Source organism: Paraburkholderia sp. SIMBA_053 (genome assembly GCF_046534895.1).
Classification (GTDB): Bacteria; Pseudomonadota; Gammaproteobacteria; order Burkholderiales; family Burkholderiaceae; genus Paraburkholderia; species Paraburkholderia caledonica.
In genome coordinates, this window is sequence record NZ_JAWRXU010000012.1 from 96,032 (window position 1) to 122,860 (window position 26,829).

Here is a 26,829-nt window from a genome sequence, read left to right on the forward strand (position 1 = left end):
GCTTCTCAATCCAGCGCATCGAACAGTCCATCGAGCGCCTGCAACTCATCGCTCGCGGTCTTTCCCGACGACACGTCGACCTGCGTGTTTCCATCCACAACGTCCGTAAGCAGTTGAGCCAACAGCCTCGGTGTAGGACTGTCGAACAGCGCCGCGAGCGCAACCTTTCGTCCGAGCTGTTCCGACAGTCGGGCAATCAATCGCACCGCCGCGAGCGAGTGGCCACCGAGCGCGAAGAAATCGTCGTCGGCGCCGACACGCGCGAGCCCCAGCACATCGCCAAACAGCCGCGCCGTCAGCACTTCGATTTCGCCCGATGGCTCCGCCCACTGCGCCTCGCTTTGCGGCGACACCTCGAACCGCGCGAGCGCGTTGCGATCAAGCTTGCCGTTCGCGGTGCGAGGCAGCGCATCAATCTGGTAGAGCGCTGCGGGAACCATGTAGCCCGGCAGACGTGTAGCAAGCGCTTGGCGCCAGCCTGCAGGTACCGCGGATGATTGGCCCACCACATAGCCGACGAGCCGCGCTTCGGCGTCACCTGCGCCCGGCACGAGCGCGACTGCAGCGTCGAGTACGCCGTCGTAGTCGCGCAATGCCGCCTCGATTTCGCCCAGTTCGATTCGATAACCGCGCAGCTTGACCTGCTGGTCGATCCGGCCAAGGCATTCGACTTCGCCGTCGGGCCGCTCGCGACACAGGTCGCCTGTGCGGTACATCCGCGCGCCCGGCGGCCCGTACGGATCAGGCACGAAGCGCTCGGCAGTGAGTCCGGCGCGACCCAGATAACCGCGCGCAAGATTGTCGCCGCCGATGCACAGTTCCCCGACGCCGCCTTGCGGCGTCAACTGGCCGCTCGCGTCGACGATGCGCAGCCCGTTCGCATGCAGCGCGCGACCAATGGTGACCGCTCCGCCTTGAGACACCCGGGCGCAAGTCGACCAGATCGTCGTTTCGGTCGGGCCGTAGAGGTTCCACAAATCGACGCCGCGTTGCGCGAGTTGAACCGTCAGGTCTGCGGGCAACGGCTCGCCGCCGGCGATGCCGGTGAGTCGTCCGCGCGACGCCCCGCGCCAACCCGATTCGATCAGCAGACGCCAGCCGCTAGGCGTTGCCTGCATGATGCTCGCGCCGCTTTCATCGATAAGACGCGCAAGCGCAGCGCCGTCCGCGACGGCGGCGGCGTCGGCCATTTCGACGCAAGCGCCTTTCATGAGCGGCAGGCAGAATTCCAGCAGCGAAATGTCGAACGACGGCGTAGTGACTGACAATAGTACGTCATCCTTATCGATTCCCATGACGATGTCGACACTCGCGAGCAGCCTTGCCAGCGCGCCATGAGAAACCGCAACGCCCTTGGGTCGCCCTGTCGAACCTGACGTGTAGATCACGTAGGCGAGTTCCGAACCGGTGCATGGCAATACGGGTGGCGGCACTGTTGCCGCCTTGCCCACCACGGCGTCAGGGACACCCGTAACTCCGACCTCTGCGCCAATCCCACCATTCACCACGACACGACCGTCGAGCCCGCTGCCGAGCCGGGCGCGCCCTTCTTCGTCCGCGATGACCCGCGTTATCCCCGCGTCGTCCAGCATGGCGACGAGGCGCTCCGCCGGGAACGACGGGTCGAGCGGCACATAAGCCGCGCCGCTGCGCCACACGCCGAGCATGCTCGCAATCAGCGCCGGCGAGCGGCGCATGCAGACGGCTACGCACTCCTCCCGCGCGACGCCGCTCGCACGCAAACGCGCGTCGATCGTCGCGGACCAACGGGCGAGCGTCGCGTAGTCGAACGCTTCGCCGTTTTGCCGGACGGCGATGCGATGCGCCACGCGCGACGCCTCAGCCGCAAAGCGTTCGTGCCACGCGAGCGGCGCAGGTTCTGGCAACGGCTCGGCGTGCGGCGCACCTCGCCGCACCGCAAGTTCGCCGACGAAGCGCGGCGCGTGCTCGCCGTCGTCAGCGAGTTGATCGAGGAGCCCGAGATATTGCCGCTGCAACTGCTCGACCTGAGTACGCGTGAGCCGCCGGTTGTCCCACTGCCATTGCAGTTCGATGCGCGTCGCCGGCAGGATCGTCAACGTCAGCGGATAGTGTGTGCGTTCGAACGAATCCACGCGCTCCACACGCAGCGCGTCGGTTGCCGTGGACGCCGCGCGGGCCGCAACCGGATAGTTCTCGAACACGATCAGGCTGTCGAACAACGCGTCGCCGCTGCGACCCGCCCACTGCTGCAGCGACGATAGCGGCGTATGCTCGACCTCACGCATTTGCATGTTGCAGGTCTGCAATTCATCGAGCCATGCCGGTATCGTCAAGTCACCGGGCACCGCTGCAAACACGGGCAAGCTATTAATAAACAGTCCGAACATTTGATCCGACCCAGCGAGAGATGCGGGCCGCCCCGACACCGTGACACCGAAGGCCACCGTCCGCTTGCCGCTCGCCCGTGCGAGCAGCACGGCCCACGCGCCCTGCATCAACGTGTTGAGCGTCACGCGATGCCGCTGTGCGGCACGGCGGACTCGCGCATCGAGCGGCGCGTCCAGTTCGAGCGTGAGCTTGCGTGGCACGCTCGCCGCCTCGCTCGAATCTGTGCCGAGCGGCGCGACAAGGCTGGCTGTGAGCGTGCCGGTATCGTCGGCAGCGGGGAGCCGCTCGCTCCACCAATCCCGTGGATCGGGTTGCACAGCGAGCCACTCGACATAGCGCCGGTACGATGGCGGCATGCCCGCGGCAGCGCGCGCGCCGTCGCGCGGCGAAACGCCCAACGCACGCTCGTAGTCGTCGAATACTTCGGCGAGCAGACGTGCGCCGCTCCAGCCGTCGGTCAGCACGTGGTGATGCGTGCGCACGAGGTCGAAGCGGCCATCCGGACGCCGGAACACGTCGACACGCATCAGCGGCGCGCGCGACGCATCGATGCCCGCAGCGATGTCCGCCGCGCGCCACGCGGCGAGTCGCGCGTCGTAGTCGTGTGCATCGCGCCAGTCGTGCACCGCAAACGGCAGCACGGCTTCGCGTTGCACGATCTGCAACGCCACTTCGCCATGACGCCACTCGAAGCGCGTACGCAACATGTCGTGCCGCGCAATGGCGGCCTGCCAGGCGGCGCGCAAGGCGGCGGCGTCGAGGCGGCCGCCGAGCGTCAGCAGCAACTGGTTCACATACACGCCCTCGCCCTGCTGCAACTCGCTGTGATAGAGCAAGCCCTGCTGCAATGGTGTAGCCGGATAGATATCGGCGACGCCGCCAAGCGGCAGGCGCAGCGCGCGCAACTGTACCTGGTCGAGGCCCGACAACGGGAAATCCGATGCTGTCGCGCCCGGCGGGGCGGCGACGCAGTGCGCGATCAGTGCGTCGACGTGTTGATCGAAGGCCGCGACAATGCGCTCGACGCTTTCACGCGCGATGCGTGCCGGGTCGAAGCGCCAGCGTAGCAGCAGCGTGTCGCCGGTGACGATGCCGTTGAGGTCGAGCGCATAATCGACGCGCGCGCCGGGTCCGTGGCTGCTGCCTGCATCATCGGAGCTGAAGGTGAAGCGCGATGCCGCGTCGAACGACTGATCGAAGCGCCCGAGATAGTTGAAGCTGATCGCCGGACGCGGCCGCGCGCGGCTCGCGTCGAGCAGCCCCCAGTGCATCCCTTTGTGAGGCACGGCACGCACTCGCTCCTTGACCGCAACGAGGGCATCGCCCGGTGCTGCCGGGGCTCCTGGAAGCGCGACCGGGAAGCGCGTCGTGAACCAGCCGACCGTGCGGCTCAGGTCGGCACCGTCGATCACGTCTTCGCGGCCATGGCCTTCCAGTTCGACGGCAATTTCAGCCGCGCCGCTCCACGCGCCCAGCGCCTGCGCAAGCGCGGCGAGCAGCAACTCGTCGACGCGCGTGCGATAGGCGCGCGACGCGTTTTGCAGCAGATCGCGCGTGCGGCTAGCGTCGAGTGTCCAGTCGATGGTTTCGCTTCCGGCGACGCGCGTGCCTGCGGGCGCACGCAACGGAAGTTCCGAAGCCTCATCGAGGACACTCAGCGCGTTCTGCCACCAACCGGCTTCGGACTTAACTACATCGGAGTGCGAATATTGTTCGAGCGCGCGTACCCAGGCGCGCCATGACATCGACGGCGCCGGCAGCGTAATCGGTTCGTCGCGTTCGGCCTGTTCATAGGCAGTTTGCAGTTCTTCGAGAAGCACGCGCCAGGAGACGCCGTCCACCGCCAGGTGATGAATCGCGATCAGTACGCGCGTTTCGTCGGGCGTCTCGAAGTGGCCTACGGCCCAGACCGGGCCGTGTTCGATGTTCAGGCTCGACTGGATGCGGTCGCAGGCCTCTGCCAGCCCGGAAAGCGAGGCGAGGTGGTCGTGATGGACTACCGCTGTGCTAGCTGACTGTAATGGTGGTGAGACCCGCGATGCTTGAGAGGCGTCAGACATTTGCCCGGCCATCTCTGCCGTCCCCGCTTCCCTCACCGCCACCTGCTTCCACTCCCCCGCCTCCTTCACGAACCGCAGCCGCAACGCGTCGTGCCGCGCCTCCAGCGCTGCCACCGCGCGCTCCAGCGCCGCCGGCACGAGCCGCCCTTTCACCTTCAGCAGCACCGCCTGGTTCCAGTGCGACTCCCCTTGCGGATAGCGCTCGAAGAAGAGCCGCTGGATCGGCGTCAATGGCAGCGCGGCGCCGTCGTCGAACTCCTGTACTGCGCCCGTGTCCAGCCGCTGTGCGCGTTGCGCGAGGCCGGCGACCGTCGGATGCTCGAACACCTGCCGCGGCGTCAGCCGCCAGCCCGCCTCGCGTGCCCGCGCGATGATCTGCAGGCTCTGGATCGAGTCGCCGCCCGCTTCGAAGAAGTTGTCCGTCACCCCAAGGTCATCGCGCCCGAGCACGGCCGCCCAGATCGACAGCAGTGCCGCTTCGACCCCGTTCGACGGCGCCACCCGTTCGATCGCCCCCGCCTGCGGCGTGGGCAGCGACGCCCGGTCGAGCTTGCCGTTGGGCATCCACGGCAGCCGTGCGAGCACCGTTATCGACGACGGCACCATGTAGCCCGGCAACTTCTGCTCCAGTTCGCGTTGCAGACGCTGCGGGTCGAGCGGCGGCAGGGACGCTGCATCGGACTGCCCCGCCACATACGCCGCGAGCCGCTGCTTCTGCGCCTCGCCCACCACGATCACTGCGGCCTCGCGCACGCCCTCGCACTGGCGCAGCACCGCCTCGATCTCGCCCAGTTCGATGCGCTGCCCGCGCAGCTTCACCTGCTGGTCCAGCCGCCCGAGGAACTCCACCGTGCCGTCCGCGCGCACCCGGCACAGGTCGCCGCTGCGATAGACGCGCGCCCCCGGCTCGCCGTATGGGTCCGGCACGAACCGCTCGGCCGTCAGCGCTGCCCTTCCCGGATAGCCGCGCGCCACCGTCGGCCCGCCGATGCACAGCTCGCCGAGCCCGCCCACCGGCGCCTCATCGCCGAATGCGTCGAACACCCGCGCCGTACGCCCCGGATACGGATGCCCGATCGGCACCGTCACCTGCCGTGCGTCGTCGGCTCCGGTGCGGCGGTACAGCGCCGCCACCGTCGTCTCGGTCGGACCGTACAGGTTGTCCAGCCGGATATCCGCGAGCGGCCCCTCGCGCCAGCGCGCGAGCGCGTCGCCCGGCAGCGCCTCGCCGCCCACCGTCACCTGACGCAGCGCGAGTTGCGCGCGCGGCGGCGCATGACGCTGCCACTGCTGCCACAGCGCGGTCGGAATCCGCGCGAACGTCACGCGCCGCTTCACCAGCCGCTCGCTCAGGCTTTGCAGATCCCACGGCTGCGCGCCACGCATCTCCACCGTCGCGCCGCGCAGCAGCGCCGGCAGCGTCTCGTGCAGCGCGACGTCGAAGTTGATCGTCGACGAGTGCAGCACCGTATCCGTACCGTCGATGCCGTAGGTCGCGAGGAAATCCTGCAGGTGCGTCCACAGCGCGCCGTGGCTCACGCCGACGCCCTTGGGCCGGCCGGTCGAGCCCGATGTGTAGAGCACGTAGGCAAGCTGGTCGGGATGAGGGGGGGCGTCGAGGAAGTGTGGTGCCGCTGCTGTCGCTGTTTCCGCGCTTGCGTCGTCATCCGGCCGAGTCGCCAAGACGGCGTCTCCCACCTCAACCACCTCACACCCCGCCAGCACCGCCCCCACCTGCTTCGCGCTAGCGCTATCGGCCACCACCTGCACGATGCCCGCGTCGTCGATCATCTGCGCAAGGCGTGCTGACGGATACTCAGGATCGAGCGGCACGAACGCCCCACCCGAGCGGATGATCCCAAGCAGCGCCGCAATCAGCGCCGGGCCGCGCGCCACGCACAGCCCCACGCGACGCTCGGCGCCAACACCTTGCGCGACGAGCCGTGCAGCCAGCATCGCCGACCACGCGTCCAATGCCGCATAGGTGAGCGATTCATCCTCGCAGCGCAGCGCAATCGCATCCGGCGAGCGCTTCGCCTGCGCCGCAAGCGCCATCCCCAGCGATTCGAACGCATAACGCTGCAACGGCGCTGCTTCATAACGCCCAGGCAGCGTCACTGATCCAACGCGTCGCGCGACGTCCCCGGCCATCTGCGTCAGAATTGCTTCGTACTGCACCGCAATTCGCTCGACGGTCTCGCGATCGATCCGCTCGCCGTTCCACGCCCATTCGAGCGAAAGCGTCTTTCCGCGCGGAATGATCGCTAGCGCGAGCGGGTAATGCGTCGGATCGACGGAATCGATCGACTCCACCTTCAGGCTCGCATCGCCATCGCGCGCGGCATCGACGGGATAGTTTTCAAACACCACTATGCTGTCAAACAGCGCGTCGCCGCTACGTCCGCTCCACTGCTGCACGCGCGCGAGCGGCGTGTGCTCGTAGTGGCGCAGTTCCATCAGTTCGCCTTGCAGCTTGTGCAGCCATGCGCCGAGGTCCGCGCTTGCGTCGACGTCGACCTGCACCGGCAGCGTATTGATGAACAGCCCCAACATGCGTTCGACGCCCGGCAGATGCGCCGGCCGTCCCGACAACGTAGTGCCGTATGAAACCTGTCGCCGATGTCCATAGCGCGCGAGCAGCACCGCCCACGCGCCTTGCATCAGCGTATTGAGCGTGATTTCGTGGCGACGCGCCGTTGCATGCAAACGCGCGACGAGCGCTTCGTCCAGCGCGCAGCGCCGCGCATGGGCGCCCGGTTCTGCTGCGCGCGGCTCGCCGAGACTGGCGGTGAGCGTCGCAGGATCGTCGGCGCGCGCGGCCCATGCGCGCCACCATGCTTCGGTTGCGGGATCGTCGGCCGCTTCACGAATCCACTCGACGTACCCGCGATACGGCGGTGCCTGTTCGAATGTCGCGGCAGCGCCGCTCGTGCGCAGTCGATAGTCGCGCAAGATCTCCGCGAACAACAGCGAAACGCTCCAACCGTCGAGCAGAAGATGATGATGCGTCCACACGAGGTCTGCGGTGTGCGCGTCGCGAATGAAGAGCGCGATGCGCATGAGCGGCGCCTCATCTGGCGCGATGCCATCGGCGAGATCGCGCGCCCGCCAGTCGGCCAGGCGCGCGTCGTAATCGGGTGCGGCCGACCAATCGTGCGTTTCGAACGGCAACGCGATGCTGCGATGGACAATCTGCATCACCGAGCCGCCGTGCTGCCACGCGAAACCGGTGCGCAATATCGCATGACGCGCAAGCGCGGCCTGCCACGCGGCTTGCATTGCGGCGACGTCGAGCGTGCCCGACAGTGTCGCGCGCATCTGGTTGAGATACGCGCCCTGTTGGGACTCCGCGAGCGTGTGATAAAGCAGACCGCTTTGCAGCGGCGTCGCCGGATAGACATCCTCGACGTGCTCAGGCGTGATGCCCAGCGCGCGCCACAGATCGGACGACGCCGACGCGCTGGTTCCAGCCGATGGTTCTACGCCCGCGAGCGATGCGGATGCCGACGCCGGCACAGGTCCGGCCGCACGCGCAAGCTGTTGCACGGTCGGCGCTTCGAACACCATGCGCGGCGTCACGTGCAAGCCCGCATCGCGCGCTTTTGCCACGATTTGCAGACTCAGGATCGAGTCGCCGCCTATCACGAAGAAGTTGTCCGTCACGCCGATATCGTCGCGCCGCAACACAGCACGCCAGACGGCAAGCAACGCGGCCTCGGCGGGCGTCGATGCGGCGACGCCCTGCTTCGCGTTCGCCACCGCCTCCGGCGCAGGCAATGCACGGCGATCGAGCTTGCCGTTCGGCGTCAGCGGAAATCGCTCAAGCTCCACATACGACGACGGCACCATGTGCCCCGGCAGCCGCTCGGCGAGCCACGTCTGCCAGCGTCCCGCATCGCCTGCATCGGGTCCCCCGCGTGGCACCACGTAGGCAATCAGGCGCCGGTTGTCGTTGGCGTTGTTGCCGTTGCCGTGGCCCGACACCAGCACCGCCACGTCCTGCACTTCTGGATGCGCCCGGAGCGCCGCCTGGATTTCACCCAGTTCGATACGGAAGCCGCGAATCTTCACCTGATCGTCGTTACGGCCCAGGTACTCGAGGTCGCCATCGGGCAGCCGCCGCGCGAGGTCGCCCGAACGGTACAGCCGCGCACCCGGCGCACCATATGGATCCGGCACAAAGCGCTGCGCGCTCAGCGCTGCGCGGCCCAGATAGCCGCGCGCAAGACCCGCGCCGCCCACATACAGTTCGCCCACTGCGCCCAGCGGCACACGGTTCAGATCCGCGTCGAGCACGTGCAGCGTGAGGTCATCGAGCGGTGCTCCGATCACGCTGCGCCCGTCGCGCAACGCCGCTTCGTCCAGTGTCCGGTGCGTCACGTGCACCGTCGTTTCCGTGATCCCGTACATGTTCACGAGCGCCGGTAATACGCCCTTGCGCCGCGCGCCGTCGGCCCATCGCGCCAGCGAGGACGGCTCAAGACGCTCGCCGCCAAAAATCACCGCACGCAGCGAGTCGAGCGTGTTGCCGTCATCGGTCTGGATCAGTTGCACGAAGGCCGACGGCGTCTGGTTCAGCACCGTCACCTGTTCCTTGCGCAAAAGCGCATGGAATGCCGCGGGTTCGCGTGCGCTCCAGTGCGGCACGATCACGAGCCGCGCGCCATGCACGAGCGCCCCGAAAATCTCCCACACAGAGAAGTCGAATGCGTAGGAATGGAACAGCGTCCACACGTCCTGCGCGTCGAATGCAAAGCGCGACTGCGTTGCGTCGAACAGGCGCGCGACGTTCTCATGCGTGATGCCCACGCCTTTCGGTACGCCCGTCGAGCCCGACGTATAGATCACGTAGGCCAGTTGTTGCGGATGCGGGGACGCCTCGGCATCGGCCGTGTCATCGCCCGTGGCATCGGCAGGCACCGCATCGCGCAGCGCCGCCGCATCGACGGTGGACCGCGAGCCGAACAGCGACGCATGCTGCGCGAGACTCGACGCATCGGTGACGATCAGCCGAAGCTGCGAGTCGTCAAGGATATGCGCGAGGCGTCCGGCCGGGTACGACGGATCGAGCGGCACATACGCGGCGCCCGCACGCAACACGCCGAGCAGCGACGCAACCAGCGCAGCAGAGCGCTGCATTGCGACGCCCACGCGCGTTTCCGCTGTTGCGCCGAGACGCCGCAACTCATGTGCGATTGCGCGCGACCACACATCGAGTTGCGCATACGTCACATGCTCATCGCCATCAATTAGCGCGACCGCTTCGGGCCGCGCATGCGCCTGCGCGGCGATCCGCGCCGTCACCGGCTCGTAGGCGAACGTGGATGGCAGACGTGGCGACGGTTGATCACCGAGTTCATGCAGTTCGAACGAGGCAATCCGTGCATCGGGAGCCGCGCTCCACTGTTCGAGCAAGCCCGTGAAGTTACGCGCTAACCGTTCGATGGTGGACGCGTCGAAGACGTCAGTCGCGTACGTGAACGCCAGGTCGATCGCGCCGTCGGCGGCCTCGGCGATATTGAGCATCAGATCGAATTGCGCCTCGCCGTTGTCGACTTCCTGCACCGTCACGCGCAGTCCCTCGCCGAACGATGCAGCGAGATCATGGCGCTGTTGCTGATTGACGAGCACCTGAAAGAGCGGTGTCTGCGCCAGGTCGCGCTCCGGTTGCACCGCCTTGACGACGCTCGCAAACGGCACGTCCTGGTTCGCGTAAGCGCCGAGCAGCCGCTCACGCACATCGTCGATGAGTTGTGCCGCGCGCGTTTCGCCGCGCGGCGCGGTGCGAATCACGACAGTGTTGACGAAGAAGCCCGCGACGTCCTCGGCTCCCGGCAGATCGCGGCCTGCGAGCGGCACGCCAAGGCGAATGTCGGACTGGCCCGAGTATCGGTAAAGCAGCGCATCGACTGCGGCGAGAAGCGTCATGAAGAGCGTCGCGCGACGTGCGCTTGCGAGCGCGCGCAACGCATACGCAGTGCCGGCGGGCACGCGCACGCGATGACGCGCGCCGGGCGCGCAGCGCGAGCCGGAGCGCGTTCGATCGTATGGCAGCGCAAGCGTCGCGGGAGACTCGTCGTCGTTCGTGAGCGCTGCGCGCCACCATTCGAGTTGTTGCAACTCGCGCTCGGGCGTCAGTCGAGCCGCGCGCGCCGAGATCAGTTCGCGATAAGCGGCGGCCGATGTGACGGCGACGCGCTCATCGTCGGAGATAGACGCGACAGATGTCACGGACGCAGCAGGACCCGCTGCGCAGTAGTCGCGATACAGGCGCGAGAAATCGGCGAACAGGAGACCGAGCGACCAGTCGTCGCTGACGATGTGATGCAGCACGAGATGCAGCACGTGACAGTCGTCGGCCATGCGCACGAGCGTCGCGCGCACGGGCGGCTCGGCGCTCAGGTCGAACGGCGTGCGAACGAGCGCGCCGAGACACGCGGCCAGCGCTTCCTCGCTGGTGTCGTTGGTCTCGGTGTGCGTGTTCGTGTTCGGCAAATCGAGCAGGCGGATCTCGCTGCGGCATGCGTCGCCGATGCGCTGGTATGGAACGCCTTCTATCTCGGCGAAACGCATCCGCAGTGCGGGATGCCGCTTGCCTAGCGAGACGAACGCTGCACGCAGCGCATCGACGTCGAGCTGGCCGTCGAAGCGGAGCGCACCGTTCACGTGATATGCCACGCTCTGAGGATCGAGCTTCCACAGGAACCACAAGCTTTGCTGCGACGGTGAAAGCGGCATTGGCGCGGTGACGTCTGCTTGACGGGCGATGTCGGCGGCGGTGACGGCAGCGGTGATGGAGAGCGCAGCAGCATCACCATCAGCAGCAACCGCAACGCTAGACGCCGACGTCAGCGCGCCGTCGTCGGCTCCAGCGGATTGCGCGGCGCTCAGCAGCGTCGCGAAGTCTTCGAGACGCGGATGTTCGAACACTGCCCGAAGCCCGGGCGCGTCGCCGAATTCTTTACGCACGGCCGACAGGACACGCACTGCCAGCAGTGAATGGCCTCCAAGGAGGAAGAAATCGTCGTGTGCGCCGACGCGCTCGACGCCGAGTACCTGTTGCCAGATCGCGGCAAGCTTTGTCTGTGTTTCGCCGTGCGGTGCGACATAAGTCGCGCGGCTTGAATTGGCCACCTCCGGCGCAGGCAATGCACGGCGATCGAGTTTGCCGTTCGGCGTCAGCGGAAATCGCTCAAGCTCCACATACGACGACGGCACCATGTGCGCCGGCAGACGCGCGGCGAGCCACGTCTGCCAGCGTCCGGCATCGCCTGCATTGGGTCCGCCGCGTGGCACCACGTAGGCGATCAGGCGCCGGTTGTCGTTGGCGTTGTTGTCGTCGCCCTGGCCCGACACCAGCACCGCCACGTCCTGCACTTCCGGATGCGCCCGCAGCGCCGTCTGAATCTCACCCAGTTCGATACGGAAGCCACGAATCTTCACCTGATCGTCGTTACGGCCCAGATACTCGAGGTCGCCATCGGGCAAGCGTCGCGCGAGGTCGCCCGAACGGTACAGCCGTGCACCCGGCGTACCATACGGGTCCGGCACGAAGCGTTGCGCGCTCAGCGCGGCGCGGCCCAGATAGCCGCGCGCAAGACCCGCGCCGCCCACATACAGTTCGCCCACCGCCCCAACCGGCACGCGGTTCAGATCCGCGTCGAGCACGTGCAGCGTGAGGTCATCGAGCGGCGCGCCGATCACGCTGCGCCCGTCGCGCAGCGCCGCTTCGTCCAGTGTCCGGTGCGTCACGTGCACGGTCGTTTCCGTGATCCCGTACATGTTCACGAGCGCCGGCAATGTTCCCTTGCGGCGCGCGCCCTCCGCCCATCGCGCCAGCGAGGACGGCTCAAGACGCTCGCCGCCAAAAATCACCGCGCGCAGCGAGTCGAGCGTGTTGGCGTCATCGGTCTGGATCAGTTGCACGAAGGCCGACGGCGTCTGGTTCAGCACCGTCACCCGTTCCTTGCGCAAAAGCGCATGGAATGCCGCGGGTTCGCGTGTGCTCCAGTGCGGCACGATCACGAGCCGCGCGCCATGCACGAGCGCCCCGAAAATCTCCCACACAGAGAAGTCGAATGCGTAGGAATGGAACAACGTCCACACGTCCTGTGCGTCGAAGGCAAAGCGCGACTGCGTTGCGTCGAACAAACGCGCGACGTTCTCATGCGTGATGCCCACGCCTTTCGGTACGCCCGTCGAGCCCGACGTATAGATCACGTAGGCCAGCTGTTGCGGATGCGGGGACGCCTCGGCATCGGCCGTGTCATCGCCCGTGTCATCGCCCGTAGCATCGGCAGGCACCGCATCGCGCAGCGCCACCGCATCCAAAGTTGGCCGCGAGCCGAACAGCGACGCATGCTGCGCGAGGCTCGACGCATCGGTGACGATCAGCCGAAGCTGCGCGTCGTCGACGATATGCGCGAGGCGTCCGGCCGGGTACGACGGATCGAGCGGCACATACGCCGCCCCTGCACGCAACACGCCGAGCAGCGACGCAACCAGCGCAGCAGAGCGCTGCATTGCGACGCCCACGCGCGTTTCCGCCGTCGCGCCGAGACGCCGCAACTCATGTGCGATAGCGCGCGACCAGGCATCCAGTTGCGCATACGTCACCTGCTCATCGCCATCGACCAGCGCGATCGCTTCGGGCCGCGCGCGCGCCTGCGCAGCGATCCGTGTTGTCACCGGCTCGTAGGCGAACATGGATGGCAGACGTGGCGACTTTGCAGATGGAGCGTCGTCGGTCGGCAGATCGCGCAGCCGCACGTGCGGGTCGTCGCCTTCAACGAGCGCGTTCGCGAGGCAGTCCAGCATCCGCTCGAAATACTTCGCGATGCGCGCAACGCCATCCTCGGACACGCTCGCGGCATGCCTGTGCCACTCCAGTCTCAGCGCGTCGCCGCCTCCTACATGACGCGGCGCGACGACCAGCATCAGCGGAAAATGACTGCGATTGCGTGCGTCGACAGCGCGAATACGCGGCACGTCGCCAAGCGCATCGAGCGCGTCGTCGAGCGGATAATTTTCGAAGACGATCAGGCTATCGAACAGCGCATCGGCGTTCGAATTCGCCCATTGCTGCAAGCTCGCGAGCGGCGTGTGCTCGACGTCGCGCAACTCCGCGTTTTGCCGCTGCAGCGCGGCGAGCCAGGAGCGCACCGTCGCGTCGGATTTCACATCGACCCACAACGGCAAGCTGTTGATGAACAGACCGACTATCGATTGCGCATTCGGCAGATCGACCGGGCGGCCAGACACCGTCATGCCGAACGTCACCTGCGTGCGCCCGGAGAAACGTGCGAGCGCGAGCGCCCACGCTGCCTGGACAAGCGTATTCAGCGTGACCTGTGCGCGCCGCGCAGCGCGCGTCAGTCGCGCGTGAGACGGGCCGTCGAGCTCGCGGATCAGCGCTTGTGCCGCTACGCCATCGGCGCCCTTTTCAGACGACGCACGCAAAGCACCGCCGAGCGCATCGGCTACGCGCGCCGGTTCATCGCGCGTCGCGAGCCGTGCGCGCCAGGACGGAGCCGTATCGGGTTGGCCGCGCAGCCAGTGGACGTAATCCGCGTACGGCGCCGCCGGCGACGTGTCGGGGACGCCGCCCGCGTCGAGCGCCGCATACGCGCGCGCGACTTCGCTGACGACCTGCGCGGTGCTCCAGCCATCGGTCAGCGCGTGATGGTGAGTCCACAGCAGATCGTGCGCGCCGTCGGGGCGCTCGAAGACATCGACGCGCATCAGCGGCGCGACGTCCGGCTCGAAACCGCGCGTGGCAATCGCCTCGCGTGCGGCTTCGTATGCGGCGTCGTACTGTTCGTCCGTCGATGCCGCCGCAGTGAGCGCGGCGATCGGAACCGGCACAACTAGCGCATCACGTGGATGCAATTCGAACGGCATGCGCACGCGCCGCTCGACGATCTGCAACGGCTCGCCACCGGCCGGCCACACGAAGCGCGTGCGCAAAACCGGGTGACGGGCGATCACAGCGTCCCACGCCGCACGCATAGTGTCGATCTTCAAGCTGTCGATCGTGAGGCGCAATTGCGATACGTACATGCCTGGCTCGCCATCGAGCATGCCGTGAAATAGCAGACCCTGCTGCATCGGCGTGGCCGGATAGACTGCGTCGACGGCGTCGCGCGAAACACCGGCTTCGGCGAACCAGCGATCGTCGTCGGCGACCTGCGTGGTGCGCGGCGGTGTCGCGGCGGCATGTGCCGTTGCGTGACTCGTGCTGGCGTCGGCGCGGGTCCACTCGCCTGTCTTGGTCTGTGTCGTCGTGCTTGCCTGCTCAGTCGAGCCTGCGCTTGTCCGCTGGTTCGCCCCGCCGCCTTTCTCTCCAGCGCTCCGATGGTCGGACGCCACCTTCATGGGGACGGCGACGCGCGCCGCCGCCTCGATCGTCGGGTGGTCGAACATCTGTTTCGGCGTGAGCTTGAGTCCCGCGCCGCGCGCCTTGGCAATGATCTGCAGGCTGAGAATCGAATCTCCGCCGATTTCGAAGTAGTTGTCCGTTACGCCAATGTCATCGCGCTTGAGCACCAGCTTCCAGATTCCAATCAGCGTGCGTTCCGCGTCATTGCGCGGCTCGACACGCGCGGCTCCCGCCGTGTTTTCCTGCAGCGGCGCCGGCAACGCGGCACGGTCGATCTTGCCGTTCGGGGTCAGCGGCAACGCGGCCAGCACCTGAAGCGACGACGGCACCATGTAGTCCGGTAGTTCCGCGGCAAGACGGCTGCGGATCGCATCGACGTCGAGCGATTCCGCGGCACTCAGGTACGCGACGAGGCGAGGCGCGGCGCCGTCGCTATCCGCGTAGGCGATCACCACTGCGTCGCGCACGCCATGCTCGTTGCGCAGGCGCGCGGCGACCTCTTCCGGCTCCACACGAAAACCGCGGATCTTCACCTGGTCGTCGAGTCGGCCGAGAAACGCGTATTCGCCGTCCGGCAGACGGCGGCTTCTATCGCCCGTCCGGTAGAGCCGCGCGCCGTTACCGTCGGGATCGGGCACGAAGCGCTCCGCCGTCAGCGAAGGTCTGTTCAGATAGCCGTGCGCCACGCTCGCGCCGCCGATGCACAGCTCACCAGTGGCACCTTTGGGCACCGCATGACCGTCGGCATCCACGATGCGAGCCTTCACGTGCGCGAGCGGCTTGCCGAGCGGAAGCGTCCCCGCGCGACTTTGCGCGCCCGCGCGCGTGAGTACGCCGACCGCGGTCTCGGTCGGCCCATAGTGGTTGATCAACTGGCATTCGGGCCGCAACGTCGCGATGCGCCCGGCCAGACGCGTCGGCGCCGGCTCGCCGCCCAGCATTAGACAGCGGCGCGGCAGCACCCATTCCGCCGATTGCGCTTGCAACAGCGCGTCGAGATGGCTCGGCACGATCTTGAGCAGGTCGACCGAATGCGTGTGCATGTAGGCGGCAAAGGCGTCCGGATCGGCGGCGACGTCGGCGTCGATCAGATGCAGAGTCCAGCCGTGCCACAGCGCGCCGAACAACGACGTGTGGCCAAGATCGGCGGCGGTGGTCGACAGATACGCTGCGCTTGCAATACCTTCGGGCAGCCGTTCGGAAAGACCCTGCAAATAAGCGGCGAGCGCCGCATGACTGAGCACGACACCCTTCGGCCGGCCGGTCGAGCCCGACGTGTAGATCACGTACGCAGGCCAGATCAGGACGCTGTCGTCGCTCGATGGACCAGACATCGCGTGGTGAAAGATTTCGCTGCTTGCGGCGTTAGTTGTGTCGAGCGCCTTGGCCGCAGCGTCGTCGGGGACGCGGAACGCTTGCGGGTCGAGTGTCGTCACGCCCTCGGGGAGCCAGCGCGGGCCGTCGGTTCTGATTGCGGCGTTGGTTGCATGAACTGCATCAGCGGCGACACCCTCCACCACCGCATCCAACACCCCACTTGTCAGCGCAGCGCCCGTCATCACCACGCGCGCGCCGCAGTCCCCGGCCTGCCAGCGCAGCCGCGCTTCCGGAAGCGCCGGGTCGAGCGGCACATAGCATGCGCGCACCCGCCACACTGCGAGAATCGCTGCAACGAACGCCGTGCAGCGCGGTAATGCGAGCACCACGCGATCGCCGGGCCGCACACCTTCTGCGACGAGCGCCGCGGCGAGCCTGCCGGACCACTGCCAAAGATCACGCCAGACCAGTGGTCCCGTGCTGTCGACAAGCGCAACGGCATCCGGCCGTTCGATGGCAAACCGCGCGACGCGGGCGGGCAAAAAGTCGGTGTCGAAAGAGATAGCTTGCATGGTGTCCGTGGTGTGATCCAGGTGTCTTGCACCCGCGCCGGCAAGCGCGGGCTCGATGCGTCGATGCGATGTCAGGACGGCGGCCGCATACTCAAAGCGAGTACGTCCCAGCGACTGGCGCAATGCCGTCGACCACTTCATCCTCGTCGAGATTGAATTCGCCGATCGCGCGCTCCGGCGTGTCGGCGATCTGTTCGAGCAGACCGATGTAGTGCCGCGCGAACTGCGCGATAAAGGCGTCGTCATAAAGCTCGGCGGCGTACGCAAAAACGCAGCGCAGTCCGCGCGCGCCCTCGCGAAACACGTCGAGCGCGATTTCGAACCGCGCGTCGCTCGCGTCGGCGTCGACCAGCGCGCAGCGCACGCCGCCAAGATCGAGCGCGCGTTCGAACTCGTCGTGCAGCACGAACTTGATCTGCGCAAGCGGGCTGACGCCCGCGCGCCGGCCGACCTGCAGCGCGGCCACGACGCGCTCGAACGGCACGTCGGCGTTCGTCTGCGCGTCGATGCTGTCGTCGCGCACCTCACGCAGCAACGTCGCGAACGACTTCGCGCCTTTCACGGACGCGCGCACCGCGAGCGTGTTGATGAAGAAGCCGATCAGCTCCTCCGTTTCGATCCGGTCGCGGCCGGCGACGGGCACCGCAATCGCCACGTCGTGCGCGCCGCTGTAACGCGACAGCAACGCAGCGAACGCGGCAAGCAGCACCATGAACAGCGTGGCGTTGTGCTCGCGCGCGAGCGCCTCCAAACGGCTCGCGAGCATGGTCGGTATATCGGCGCCGACACGCTCGGCACGAGGCTCATAGGGACGGCCGCGCTCATGCAAGGTCGGCAGATCGAGCAGCGCGTCGTAGCCCGCCAGACGGTTGCGCCAGTAATCGAGTTGCGCAGCGAGTTCCACGCCGCCGTCGCCGTCGTCGGAGAATCGCGCGCGTTGCCATGCGGCGTAATCCGCATATTGAACCGCCGGCGCCGGCAACGCCGGCATCTCGCCGAGCCGCGCGGCGCGATAGGCGGCCGCAAAATCGCGCAGCAGCACATTGATTGACCAGCCATCGCAGACGATGTGGTGCATCACGATATGCAGCACATACTGCTCCGGGCCGCGGACAAACAGCGCCGCGCGAAAGAGCGGGCCGAGCGTCAGGTCGAAGGGCTCGCGAGTGCGTCGGCGCAACTGCGCGTGGAAGTCGCCGGTGGTGAGTTCCAGCGCGTTCACGCACTCCCAGCGCCACGCATCGGTCGTGTCAGTCACGGGCCTGACCAGTTGACGCGCCACGCCGTCGACATCCGCAAAGCGCGTGCGCAGCATCTCGTGACGGCGTACCACATCGTCGAGCGCCGTTCTCGCGGCATCCGCATCGAGCGGACCGGTCAGCGAAAGTGCAGCAGAAATGTTGTACGCGGGGCTGTCCGGATCGAGTTGCCACAGCATCCATAAACGCTGCTGCGGCAGAGATAGCGGCGCCTCGCTGCGTTCGCTTTCGGCGCGGCGCGCGAGCGGCGCAACCGGAGCGAGCGCGTTCGACGGCGTCGCCCAGCGAGCATCGAGCGCCGCGGCAAGGTTCGCGAGCGTCGGGTGGCTGAACAACAGACCGACTGGCACGTCGCGACCCAACTGCGCGCGCAGCCGCGACGCGACCTTCGCTGCCAGCAGCGAACGGCCGCCGAGCGCAAAGAAATCATCCGATGCACACGGCGTCGGCACGTCGAGAACCTCGCTCCATACTTGTGCGATAGCGTGCGCGGTGGGTGTCAGCATGTCGCCGCAACCGGCAACCGGAATTGCATCCGTCGGTGCTGTGTCCGTCGCGATGCGTGGCGACTGCCCGGACCTGGCGTCGCGCACTGCGAACGGCACGAGCGCGCCGCTTTGCCACGCGGCAACACACGCGCTGCGCTGCAGTTTTCCGCTCGACGTCCGCGGCAAATCGCCCGGTTCGAGTAACAGAATCAACGCTGCTTCATGTTGGAACGCGTCGCCGAGCGCGGCCGCGATCGCGGCGAAGATGGTCTCGGGCGCCACCTGCCGCGCCCTGCCGCGCGGCACTTCGGCGGCGACGCCGATGGCCTCGGCGCCGTCGGCCGCTTCGACGGGGAACGCGGTGACGCGCCCGCGCCTCAGCCATTCGACGCGATCGGCCAGCACGGTTTCAAGATCCTGAGGATAGATGTTTTCGCCACGCAGCACGATCAGGTCCTTGCGGCGTCCGCAGAAGAAAAATTGGCCGCGCTCGACGAAGCCGAGGTCGCCGGTGCGTAGCCAACGTCCCGGAAAACCCGGTGCGTCGTCGAGGAACACCGCAGCGCTCGCTTCGGGATTGCGCCAGTAACCGCGAGTGATGCTCGGGCCGCTGCACCACACTTCGCCGACGTGCCGATCCGGCAAACGCTCGCAAGTATCCGGATCGACGATCGCGAGCGCATGGCCCAACGCGGTCACGCCGCAGCCGACCACGGCCTTGGTGTCGTCGTCGCTTGCGTTGTCTTTTTCGTCATGCTTTTCGCTGCCGTTTCCGCGGCCGGCCGGCAACGCGACCGGCACGCGCCGAGCAAGCGCCGATGCAGAGAAGCGCGTCTCGGGCGCGCCCGTGCCGACCTCGACGCCCGTGAAAAACAGTGTTGCCTCGGCGAGGCCGTAGCACGCATACATAGCGTGCGGATCGAGGCCGTGCGTACTGAAACGCGCGGCGAAACCGTCGAGGGTAGTCTGGCGAATAGGCTCCGAACCGCAAAACGCGACACGCAGCGAAGACAGGTCGAGCCCGGCCAGTTGCGCATCGCGCACGCGGTCGGTACACAGCCGATACGCGAAGTCCGGGCCGCCCGTCACCGTCGCGCGCTCACGTGCGATGCCCGCGAGCCAGCGCGCCGGGCGTTCCAGAAAATGCAACGGCGAAATCAGCGTGACCTGGAAGCCGCACAAGACCGGCATCAGCACGCTGCCGATCAAGCCCATGTCGTGATAGAGCGGCAGCCATGAGAACATCCGGTCGCCGGCACGGCAACCCATGCCTCGCGACATTGCGCTGACGTTCGCGCATATGTTCGCATGACTAACGATCACCCCTTTCGGCGACGACGTAGAGCCGGACGTGTATTGCAAAAACGACACTGCATCGGGCGCCGCGCTGTCGATGCAAAATCCGTTGCCACCGCTGTGAACATCCGTATCGACGGCGTCGGGCGACAACAACGTCGCGCCATGCAAAGAAAGCTCGTCGCTGATGCTGGCAAACGACTCATGCGATGTCCGATCTAGCACCGCAATGTGCGCCATGCAATCGCCGGCGATGCGCCGCAGCCGCGCGAGGTGTGCGCTTTGCGGCGCATCGGGCGGATATGCGGGAACCGCGATCATCCCTGCGTACTGGCACGCGAAGAACGACACGATGTAATCGAGCCCGCTTTGCAGCATCAGCAGCACGCGATCGTTCGGCGCGCCATGGCGGCGGAGCACGGCCGCGAGACGCCGCGCGCGCTCGTCGAGTGCCGCGTACGTGAGTTCGCGTGCGTCGGCGTCGCCGTCAGCGAGAAATCGCACCGCCAATTGATCGGGGCGCTGGCCGACGTGCAACTTCATCACCGAGACGAGGTCGTTTGCTGGCGCCGAGGCCCAATTCGCGGTGTGGGGCGCTGTGTTGGCCGTTACGGTTTCGGCCGTTGCGTTGGCCGTTGCGCTCGTTGCGCTACCGGACGCGGAATCGGCAGTCTTAATCGCCGCAACGTCACCTGTGCCACGATCCGCCCTATCTTCTGCCGCGTTCTCCGCGGTGGCCGCACCCGCTGCATGCAGGTTCACGCCATCCTGGCGCGGCGTATTGATAACAGACATCCTCGCCTCCCGAGATTTACCGCGCGCCGCGCGGTCGTCTTCGCCGTGCACCGCATCAGCGCGGCGCACGCAGACCGTCGCCGACGCATGCTTGCGTCGACAACCTGAATTCGTCATTGCGGGGAAAGCAAGGCGTCTCTTGGGAGCGCCGTTATCTGCTGTCGGTCATGCAATGCCGGCAGCGATGCATCGTGACGATGCGAGAGCCGGCATGCGCATGCCGTTCAATACGCGAAGCTGATTGGCATGCCGCCGCGCGGATGCGCGACCGTGCCCATCGGCACGCCGTAGATCGCGCCGAGCATCTTCTCCTCGATCAGCTCTGGCGCCGTGCCGCTTGCTAGCAGCCGGCCGTTTTTCAACGCGATCAGGTCGTCGCAGAAACGCGCGGCCATGTTGATGTCGTGCAACACGACGACCACGCCAAGACCGCGCTGCTGACTCAGCGTGCGCACGAGATCGAGCACTTCGATCTGATGCGCGATATCGAGCGCGGAGATCGGCTCGTCAAGCAGCAGGCACTGGCTATCCTGGGCGACCAGCATCGCGATCCATGCGCGTTGCCGCTCGCCGCCCGACAGGCTGTCCACTGCACGATCCGCGAACCGGGTGATGTCGGTCAACTCCATCGCTTCATGAACTTTCTCGCCGTCGACGCCGGTAAAGCGGCCGAGCGCGCCGTGCCACGGATAGCGGCCGAGCGCAACCAGTTCGCGCACCGTCATGCCGCTCGCGGCCGGCTGCTGCTGCGGCAGATAGGCCACCTGTCGCGCGAACTCGCGGTTCTCCCACTCGCGCAGTGGGCGGCCCGCGAAACGCAGCGTGCCCGCCGTGGGCGACTGCTGACGCGCAAGCAGTTTAAGCAGAGTCGATTTTCCGGAGCCGTTGTGACCGATCAGGCCGCACACGCGACCTCTCGGCAGCGTGAGCGCAAGCGGATGCAACAACACCCGCTCGCCGATGCGAAACGACACGTCATCGAGTTCGTACATCGGTTCGCCGTGCACGGCGCGCGCGGAATCAATGGATAGATTGGCATTCATGTGCGGAGGCATGCTGGTCAGTTATCAACGGACGTGAGGTTCGCCGCATGTGCAGCGCCCGGCCCGTCCTCGACGATCTGACCGAAATCGAGTTTGATAAAGCGCTCTGCAAGATGGAAATAGCGGTCGTCATGTGTGATGACGAGCACGGTCTTGCCCTTCGCCTTGAGTTCGGGAAGCAGACGCTTATAGAACACGTCCTTGAAGAGCGGGTCCTGATCCGCGGCCCATTCGTCGAACACATAGAACGGCCGGTCCTCCAGATACGCGACGACAAGCGCGAGCCGCTTGCGCTGCCCTTGCGAGAGATCGAGCGTCGAGAACTTGCCGTCCTTCACGCTCACCTTGTGGTCGAGCTGCAGGTCCACCAGCAGTTGCTGCGCGAGCGCGTCGAGTCCTTCGGTATGCATGCCGAGCAGTGTGTCGAACAGGAAGAAGTCGCTGAAGACGACCGAAAAATGCTGGCGGTACGCGTCGCGCCGTGCTTCGTCGACAGGCTCGCCGTTCAGCAACACCCTGCCACTTTCCGGCACGTACAAGCCAACCAGCATCTTTGCGAGCGTGGTCTTGCCGCTGCCGTTGCCGCCGATCAGATAAACGAGCTCGCCGCGCCGGAACGTAAGATCGATCGGCCCGAGCGTGAACACCTCATTCTCCTTCTCGCGGAAGTAACGGTGCGTGGCGCCGTCGAGCGCGATGGTGTCGAACGATGCGGCGACGGGCGGCTCGAGCATGACTTCGCGCGGCAGTTCCGCGTTGACCTGCTCGATTCGTTCGAGCGCGACGCGCGCCGAACTAAGGCTCGGAATAGCAGAAAGCACGGCTTCGATCGGCATGATCATGTAGACGAACACGATCGCATAGCCGGACATGACATGCGGATCGACTTTGATGTAGCGCGCGAACACGAAGAGCGTAAGGCCGATGAACGCGAACAGAATGAAGTTGCCCCAACTGGACGCAGCCGCATACAGCATGTAGCCGCGCGTGCGCTGCACACGCACCTCCTCGACGTTGCTTGCGAGCGTGTCCTCGACGAACGCGTGTTTGCGGGCGCGATGCAGCTTCAGTTCCTTCGCACCGTCGAAGAGTGCGCGGAAGTGCTTGACGAGATCGTCCTCGCGTTTGCGCGACGCGCGCAGATGGAACATTGCGCGGCTGTGCGCGTAGCGAAAGCCTGCCATGCCCAGCACGATAGTCACGATCGCGACCAGAAGAATCGGCCACGACATGTAGCCGAGATAGGCAAGACAACCGACTATCACTGCACTTTGCATCGCGAGCGACGGCATGCTCACGAAAAACACCACGATGGTGTCGAGATCCTGCGTGAGCACCGCGAGCGATTTCGCCGCGCCCTGCTTCTCCAGATGCGCGAACGCAGCGTCGCCGATACGACGAATGGTGCGCATGCGAAGCGTCGCCTTCGCCTGCTGGCCGAGCCACATGAAGAGCGACTGTGCGAGCGCGCGCATCGCCAGAACAGCGAGGCCGATCGCAAGGAACTGCCAGCCGAGGCGCGCGAGTCCCTGCGGCGTCGCGACCAGCGCCTGATTGATGAGGGCGAGCAGCGCCGCATTGCCGAGGCCGCCGAGCACACTTGCGATGAGCGCCGCAGCGATCATCCAGCGTGACTTGCTGACCAGTTGCAAAAGTACGGACATGAATCTCCTTTCGTTGCGGCATGAGAGCAGGAAGACGGCAGGCCGGCTCGCAGTAGCGAATGCCGCGAGCGTCGTGCAGACGTCCTCGTGCGCCGGCCGCGTCAGTTATCGGCGCCTCGCGCAGCGTCCTTTCGCGCGAAGCCTCTTTCGTGTTCATTGCGCGCGTCTTGCGGAGCCACCTGACGGCGGGCCTGCATGGACTGCACTTGCGCTGACGCTGCGTCGCGTGCCTGCGCGCGGCGTTTCAGAAACGGACAGCGCTCCTCGATGGGCGCGTTTGCATCGTCGAGAAAGTACTGCTTCCATTCGAGATTGCCCGGATCGCCATAAAAGCCGAGATCGGGATGCGCGGGAATCTCGTCCCATGTTTCCAGACGCTTGCGCACCTGATTGCGTGCCTCGCGGCCAATGACCTTGTTCGTGATCGTATCGACAAACACCGAGCGCGGTTGAAACAGCAGCACCATGCCCGGCCCCAGGTTGCGGCTATGGCGCGCGCGAAACGACGGGCACGCGCACACCACGAACATCTGCACGCCCGCATATGAGAACTCCCACGCCTCGTCCATCGGGTCCGGCTGCTGGTCGGCCGCCGGATCCGGATCGCCGTCGTGCAGCTGCTGCAGGATGCTCCAGAACAATGTGCGGTACGCATCGTGCGCAAGCGGCTGCGGGTCCGGTTCGAAAAATACCGCGATGTTGTTTCGCCTGTACTCGGGCTGCACGGCGAGCTCCGCGAACGTTTGCATCGTCGCGGGCAGGTCGCGCAAATCGCGCCCGTTGACGAACGAGTAGAACATCTCGCCGCGCCGCTCGGCCATCGTGCCGAAAAAGCACGGATACGCCGGATCGAGCACCTGCTCGCGCAGCGTGGCATACGAAGCGTCCAGCCACGCAGGCGCGGACACCGCCGCGCCCGTCGCCCTGCCGGCAATGATCCGGCTCTTCCAGTCGCTGACCTCGAACCGATCGGCCTCTGCGATAGCACTGTTGCCTGCTTGCATCGTTCGCTCTCTCTTCCTCACCCACTGTTGCGCGCGTCGAACGCGCGAGGCATCCCAGCCTGCGTGGCCGGAACGTCGATATTGCTGTCGTGGGGAAGAGGCGCATTTTTTGTCGATCTCCGCCGTTAGCGCCTGCATGGTGCCGCCGGCTCGTTGCTACCTTGTTACCAGCTTGTTGCCGATCGGTTACGGATGTACCGCGCGATCTGCTGCTGTCATGTCGAAGCCGCCGCCGGTTCGTCGAGCTCGGCCACGAGGGCCTCGACCCACTCGTTCGGAATGATCGGCTGGTGATACGTGCATTCGTTCGATACGACCGTCGATCCGTGCAGCCTGCCATCCGGAATCAGCACCATGTCGCCTTTGTGCATCGAAAGCTGCATGCCGACGTTGCCCCAGAACAGCATGTCGCCCTCCTCGATCGTGACGAGGCGGTGATCGTTGTGCACGTGCGTCGTCGAGCACATTTCCTGAGGCTCGATGAAGGTCTCACGGTCGATGCCGGGACACTCAGCGTCGATGCGCGAGCTGATGCGATGCGCGAAGTTCACATACTCGCGAATCGACGACAGCCAGCGCAACTGTTCGCCAAGATCCCAACGCCCGCGTTCCGCGAGGCGCTCGCCTGCGACAACGCCTTGCACGCATTGAGCGCGCGCGACATCGCCGAAGCCTTGCGCAACACGCTCCAGCGCACGCGCGCAGCGCTGCTGCAGCGCGGCCCTCAGTGCTTCGGAATCGGCCGGGCCGCGGCCGGCCGGTTGCAGATGCGCGCAAGCCCGTTCGAGCGCGAGCCCGAACGCCAGCCACTCCGCCTCGGCTGCGAACGCCGCGCCGATAAGCCCGAACGCGCGGTCCGGACGGCGAGCAAGCGCATAGAGCAGATTGCATTTCGCGATGCTCGTCGGCAGATAAAACTGCCAGTAAGCATGTTGCCGGCGCGTAATGCGGCTTGCCTCGGCCACGCGCTCGAACAGTGCGTCGTCAGGCACCTGACGGTGAAGGCTCGGACGCTCGTCGGGCGCGAGCATGTCGAAGAAGCCGCTTGCGCCCGCTCGCGCGAGCGCGCGGCGCTTCGACACCGCGAGCGCCCAGCGCTGCACCATGATGAAACGCAGCCCTTCTTCAAGGTAGTCGTTGCTCATCAACCGCTCGAACGTGGCGCTCCAGAATGCCAGTTCGTCGTCGACGATGCGCGTCAGTCGCGCGCTCACGGCGCCGGTGTTTTCGCGGGTATCGACGTCCTTCGTCAGGTATTCGAACGCATACGCTTCGAGGAACGGCGCAATCTGCGCCCCGAGTTCGCGCGTATCTTCGCGATAGAAATCAGCAAAACGCTGCCAGTCGGTGGGCTCGCTGCTTACCGGCGGGCGCGCGACGTCGAGCTCGTAGATCGACATCAGCGTGCGCCCGGACGCAAGCGCCGGCAGACGACTCACGTTGTGCCCGCGCACGGGTTTCATGAACTTGAGGAAGTCGAAATCCTCTGGCCGCAGCGGGCGTCGATGGAAGTCGTCGTCGAGCAGCAGTTCGTCGACCGTCGCGCTGCGAAACGGCCCAGCCGCCGCAAACTGTTTGATAAGCGCCACATAGCGCTCGCTGTGCCCAACGAACGGCGAGAAATCGAAGATCGGCAGCGAAGCCTGGCTCATGGTCATTCGTTCCTTTTCCGGGTTGCCCCAATACTGCAATTAGTGATTACCGCGTGCGCGAGGTCAGCGATTCGCGCGAGCACTCCGCGCTAAGGGTTCGTCATGCCGCGACGCCTCGCACCGGTTGCGCTCGTTGCGCCGGCTGTCCATGCAGAAAGAGCGCTTTGGCCACGGCTGCGAGTACGGCTTCGCGAGCCGTGTCGATGAAGAAGTGCCCGCCGTCGAACCAGTGCACTGCGCATGGGCCGCGTGTCTCGTTTGCCCAGGCGTCGACATCCGCGCGGTTTGCCGTGGCGGGATCATCGCGGCCGATGAACACGTCGATCGGACAGTCGAGCATGGCCGATGTGTTCGACGTTCCGGGCAGCATCGCGCGCCTCGCAATATGCGCCGGATGCACGCCGCACAGGTGGAAATCGGCGCGCAGCACCGGCAGCATGAAGTCGACGAACTCCGCGTCGTCGAGCAGCTCGGCGGGTGTGCCGCCGCGCTCCCGCAAGCAAGCAATCATTTCGCTCTGCGAACAGTTCAGCCAGTGTGTTTCGTGCTTACGACGCGCTGGCGAGATGGTTGCCGACGCACCGAACCAGACAGGAGCGCGCGCTCCGCGCTCGCGCAGCGCGTGTATCAATTCGAGTGCGACGAGCGAGCCCATGCTGTGTCCGAACAACGCAAACGGAGCGCCGCCGACCAGCGCGAGCAGTTCATCTGCGAGTTGCGCGATGAGCGCGGGCCATTCGGTATGCGGCGATACGGACCGGCGCATGCCGTGGCCGGGCAATTCGAGCATGCGCGCCTGCACGAACCACGGCAACCGTGGCTGCCAGTCCCGGTACAACGCCACGCTGCCGCCCGCATGCGCGAGACACACGAGGATTAGCGGGTCCGACATACGCGGCAAACCATTCGACGAGGTCATCGGCTGGACGCC

At 66.2% G+C, this 26,829-nt stretch carries 7 protein-coding genes; all 7 read right to left on the bottom strand.

Going from position 1 to position 26,829, the window contains the following annotated elements; genetic code table 11:
• Positions 1–5: 5 nt before the first annotated feature.
• The gene (locus SB753_RS27260; RefSeq protein ID WP_410802910.1) at positions 6–16,697 is read right to left on the bottom strand and encodes an amino acid adenylation domain-containing protein; all 16,692 of its coding nucleotides are present in this window, start codon (positions 16,695–16,697) and stop codon (positions 6–8) included.
• A 91-nt stretch (positions 16,698–16,788) separates the two neighbouring features.
• Positions 16,789–20,535 carry a condensation domain-containing protein gene (locus SB753_RS27265; protein WP_410802809.1) on the bottom strand — a complete coding sequence of 1,249 codons (3,747 nt, stop codon included), beginning with the start codon at positions 20,533–20,535 and terminating at the stop codon, positions 16,789–16,791.
• A gap of 224 nt (positions 20,536–20,759) precedes the next feature.
• Entirely contained in the window at positions 20,760–21,578 is an 819-nt protein-coding gene (locus SB753_RS27270) for an ATP-binding cassette domain-containing protein (RefSeq protein WP_410802811.1), read from the bottom strand.
• 17 nt (positions 21,579–21,595) lie between these two features.
• Positions 21,596–23,242: a cyclic peptide export ABC transporter gene (locus SB753_RS27275; RefSeq protein ID WP_410802813.1), complete on the bottom strand. Its 1,647-nt coding sequence runs from the start codon at positions 23,240–23,242 to the stop codon at positions 21,596–21,598.
• Positions 23,243–23,343: 101 nt separating this feature from the next.
• Complete coding sequence (locus tag SB753_RS27280; protein ID WP_410802815.1) at positions 23,344–24,246, bottom strand: YqcI/YcgG family protein; 903 nt, start codon at positions 24,244–24,246, stop codon at positions 23,344–23,346.
• A gap of 215 nt (positions 24,247–24,461) precedes the next feature.
• Positions 24,462–25,898: a peptide synthetase gene (locus SB753_RS27285; RefSeq protein ID WP_410802817.1), complete on the bottom strand. Its 1,437-nt coding sequence runs from the start codon at positions 25,896–25,898 to the stop codon at positions 24,462–24,464.
• A 100-nt stretch (positions 25,899–25,998) separates the two neighbouring features.
• Positions 25,999–26,817: a thioesterase II family protein gene (locus SB753_RS27290; RefSeq protein ID WP_410802819.1), complete on the bottom strand. Its 819-nt coding sequence runs from the start codon at positions 26,815–26,817 to the stop codon at positions 25,999–26,001.
• Positions 26,818–26,829 lie beyond the last annotated feature (12 nt).

Excerpts from the sequence above, each read along its gene's own strand:
- SB753_RS27260 (WP_410802910.1), bottom strand. The coding sequence starts at position 16,697 with ATGCAAGCTATCTCTTTCGACACCGACTTTTTGCCCGCCCGCGTCGCG.
- SB753_RS27265 (WP_410802809.1), bottom strand. The coding sequence starts at position 20,535 with ATGTCTGTTATCAATACGCCGCGCCAGGATGGCGTGAACCTGCATGCA.
- SB753_RS27270 (WP_410802811.1), bottom strand. The coding sequence starts at position 21,578 with ATGAATGCCAATCTATCCATTGATTCCGCGCGCGCCGTGCACGGCGAA.
- SB753_RS27275 (WP_410802813.1), bottom strand. The coding sequence starts at position 23,242 with ATGTCCGTACTTTTGCAACTGGTCAGCAAGTCACGCTGGATGATCGCT.
- SB753_RS27280 (WP_410802815.1), bottom strand. The coding sequence starts at position 24,246 with ATGCAAGCAGGCAACAGTGCTATCGCAGAGGCCGATCGGTTCGAGGTC.
- SB753_RS27285 (WP_410802817.1), bottom strand. The coding sequence starts at position 25,898 with ATGAGCCAGGCTTCGCTGCCGATCTTCGATTTCTCGCCGTTCGTTGGG.
- SB753_RS27290 (WP_410802819.1), bottom strand. The coding sequence starts at position 26,817 with ATGACCTCGTCGAATGGTTTGCCGCGTATGTCGGACCCGCTAATCCTC.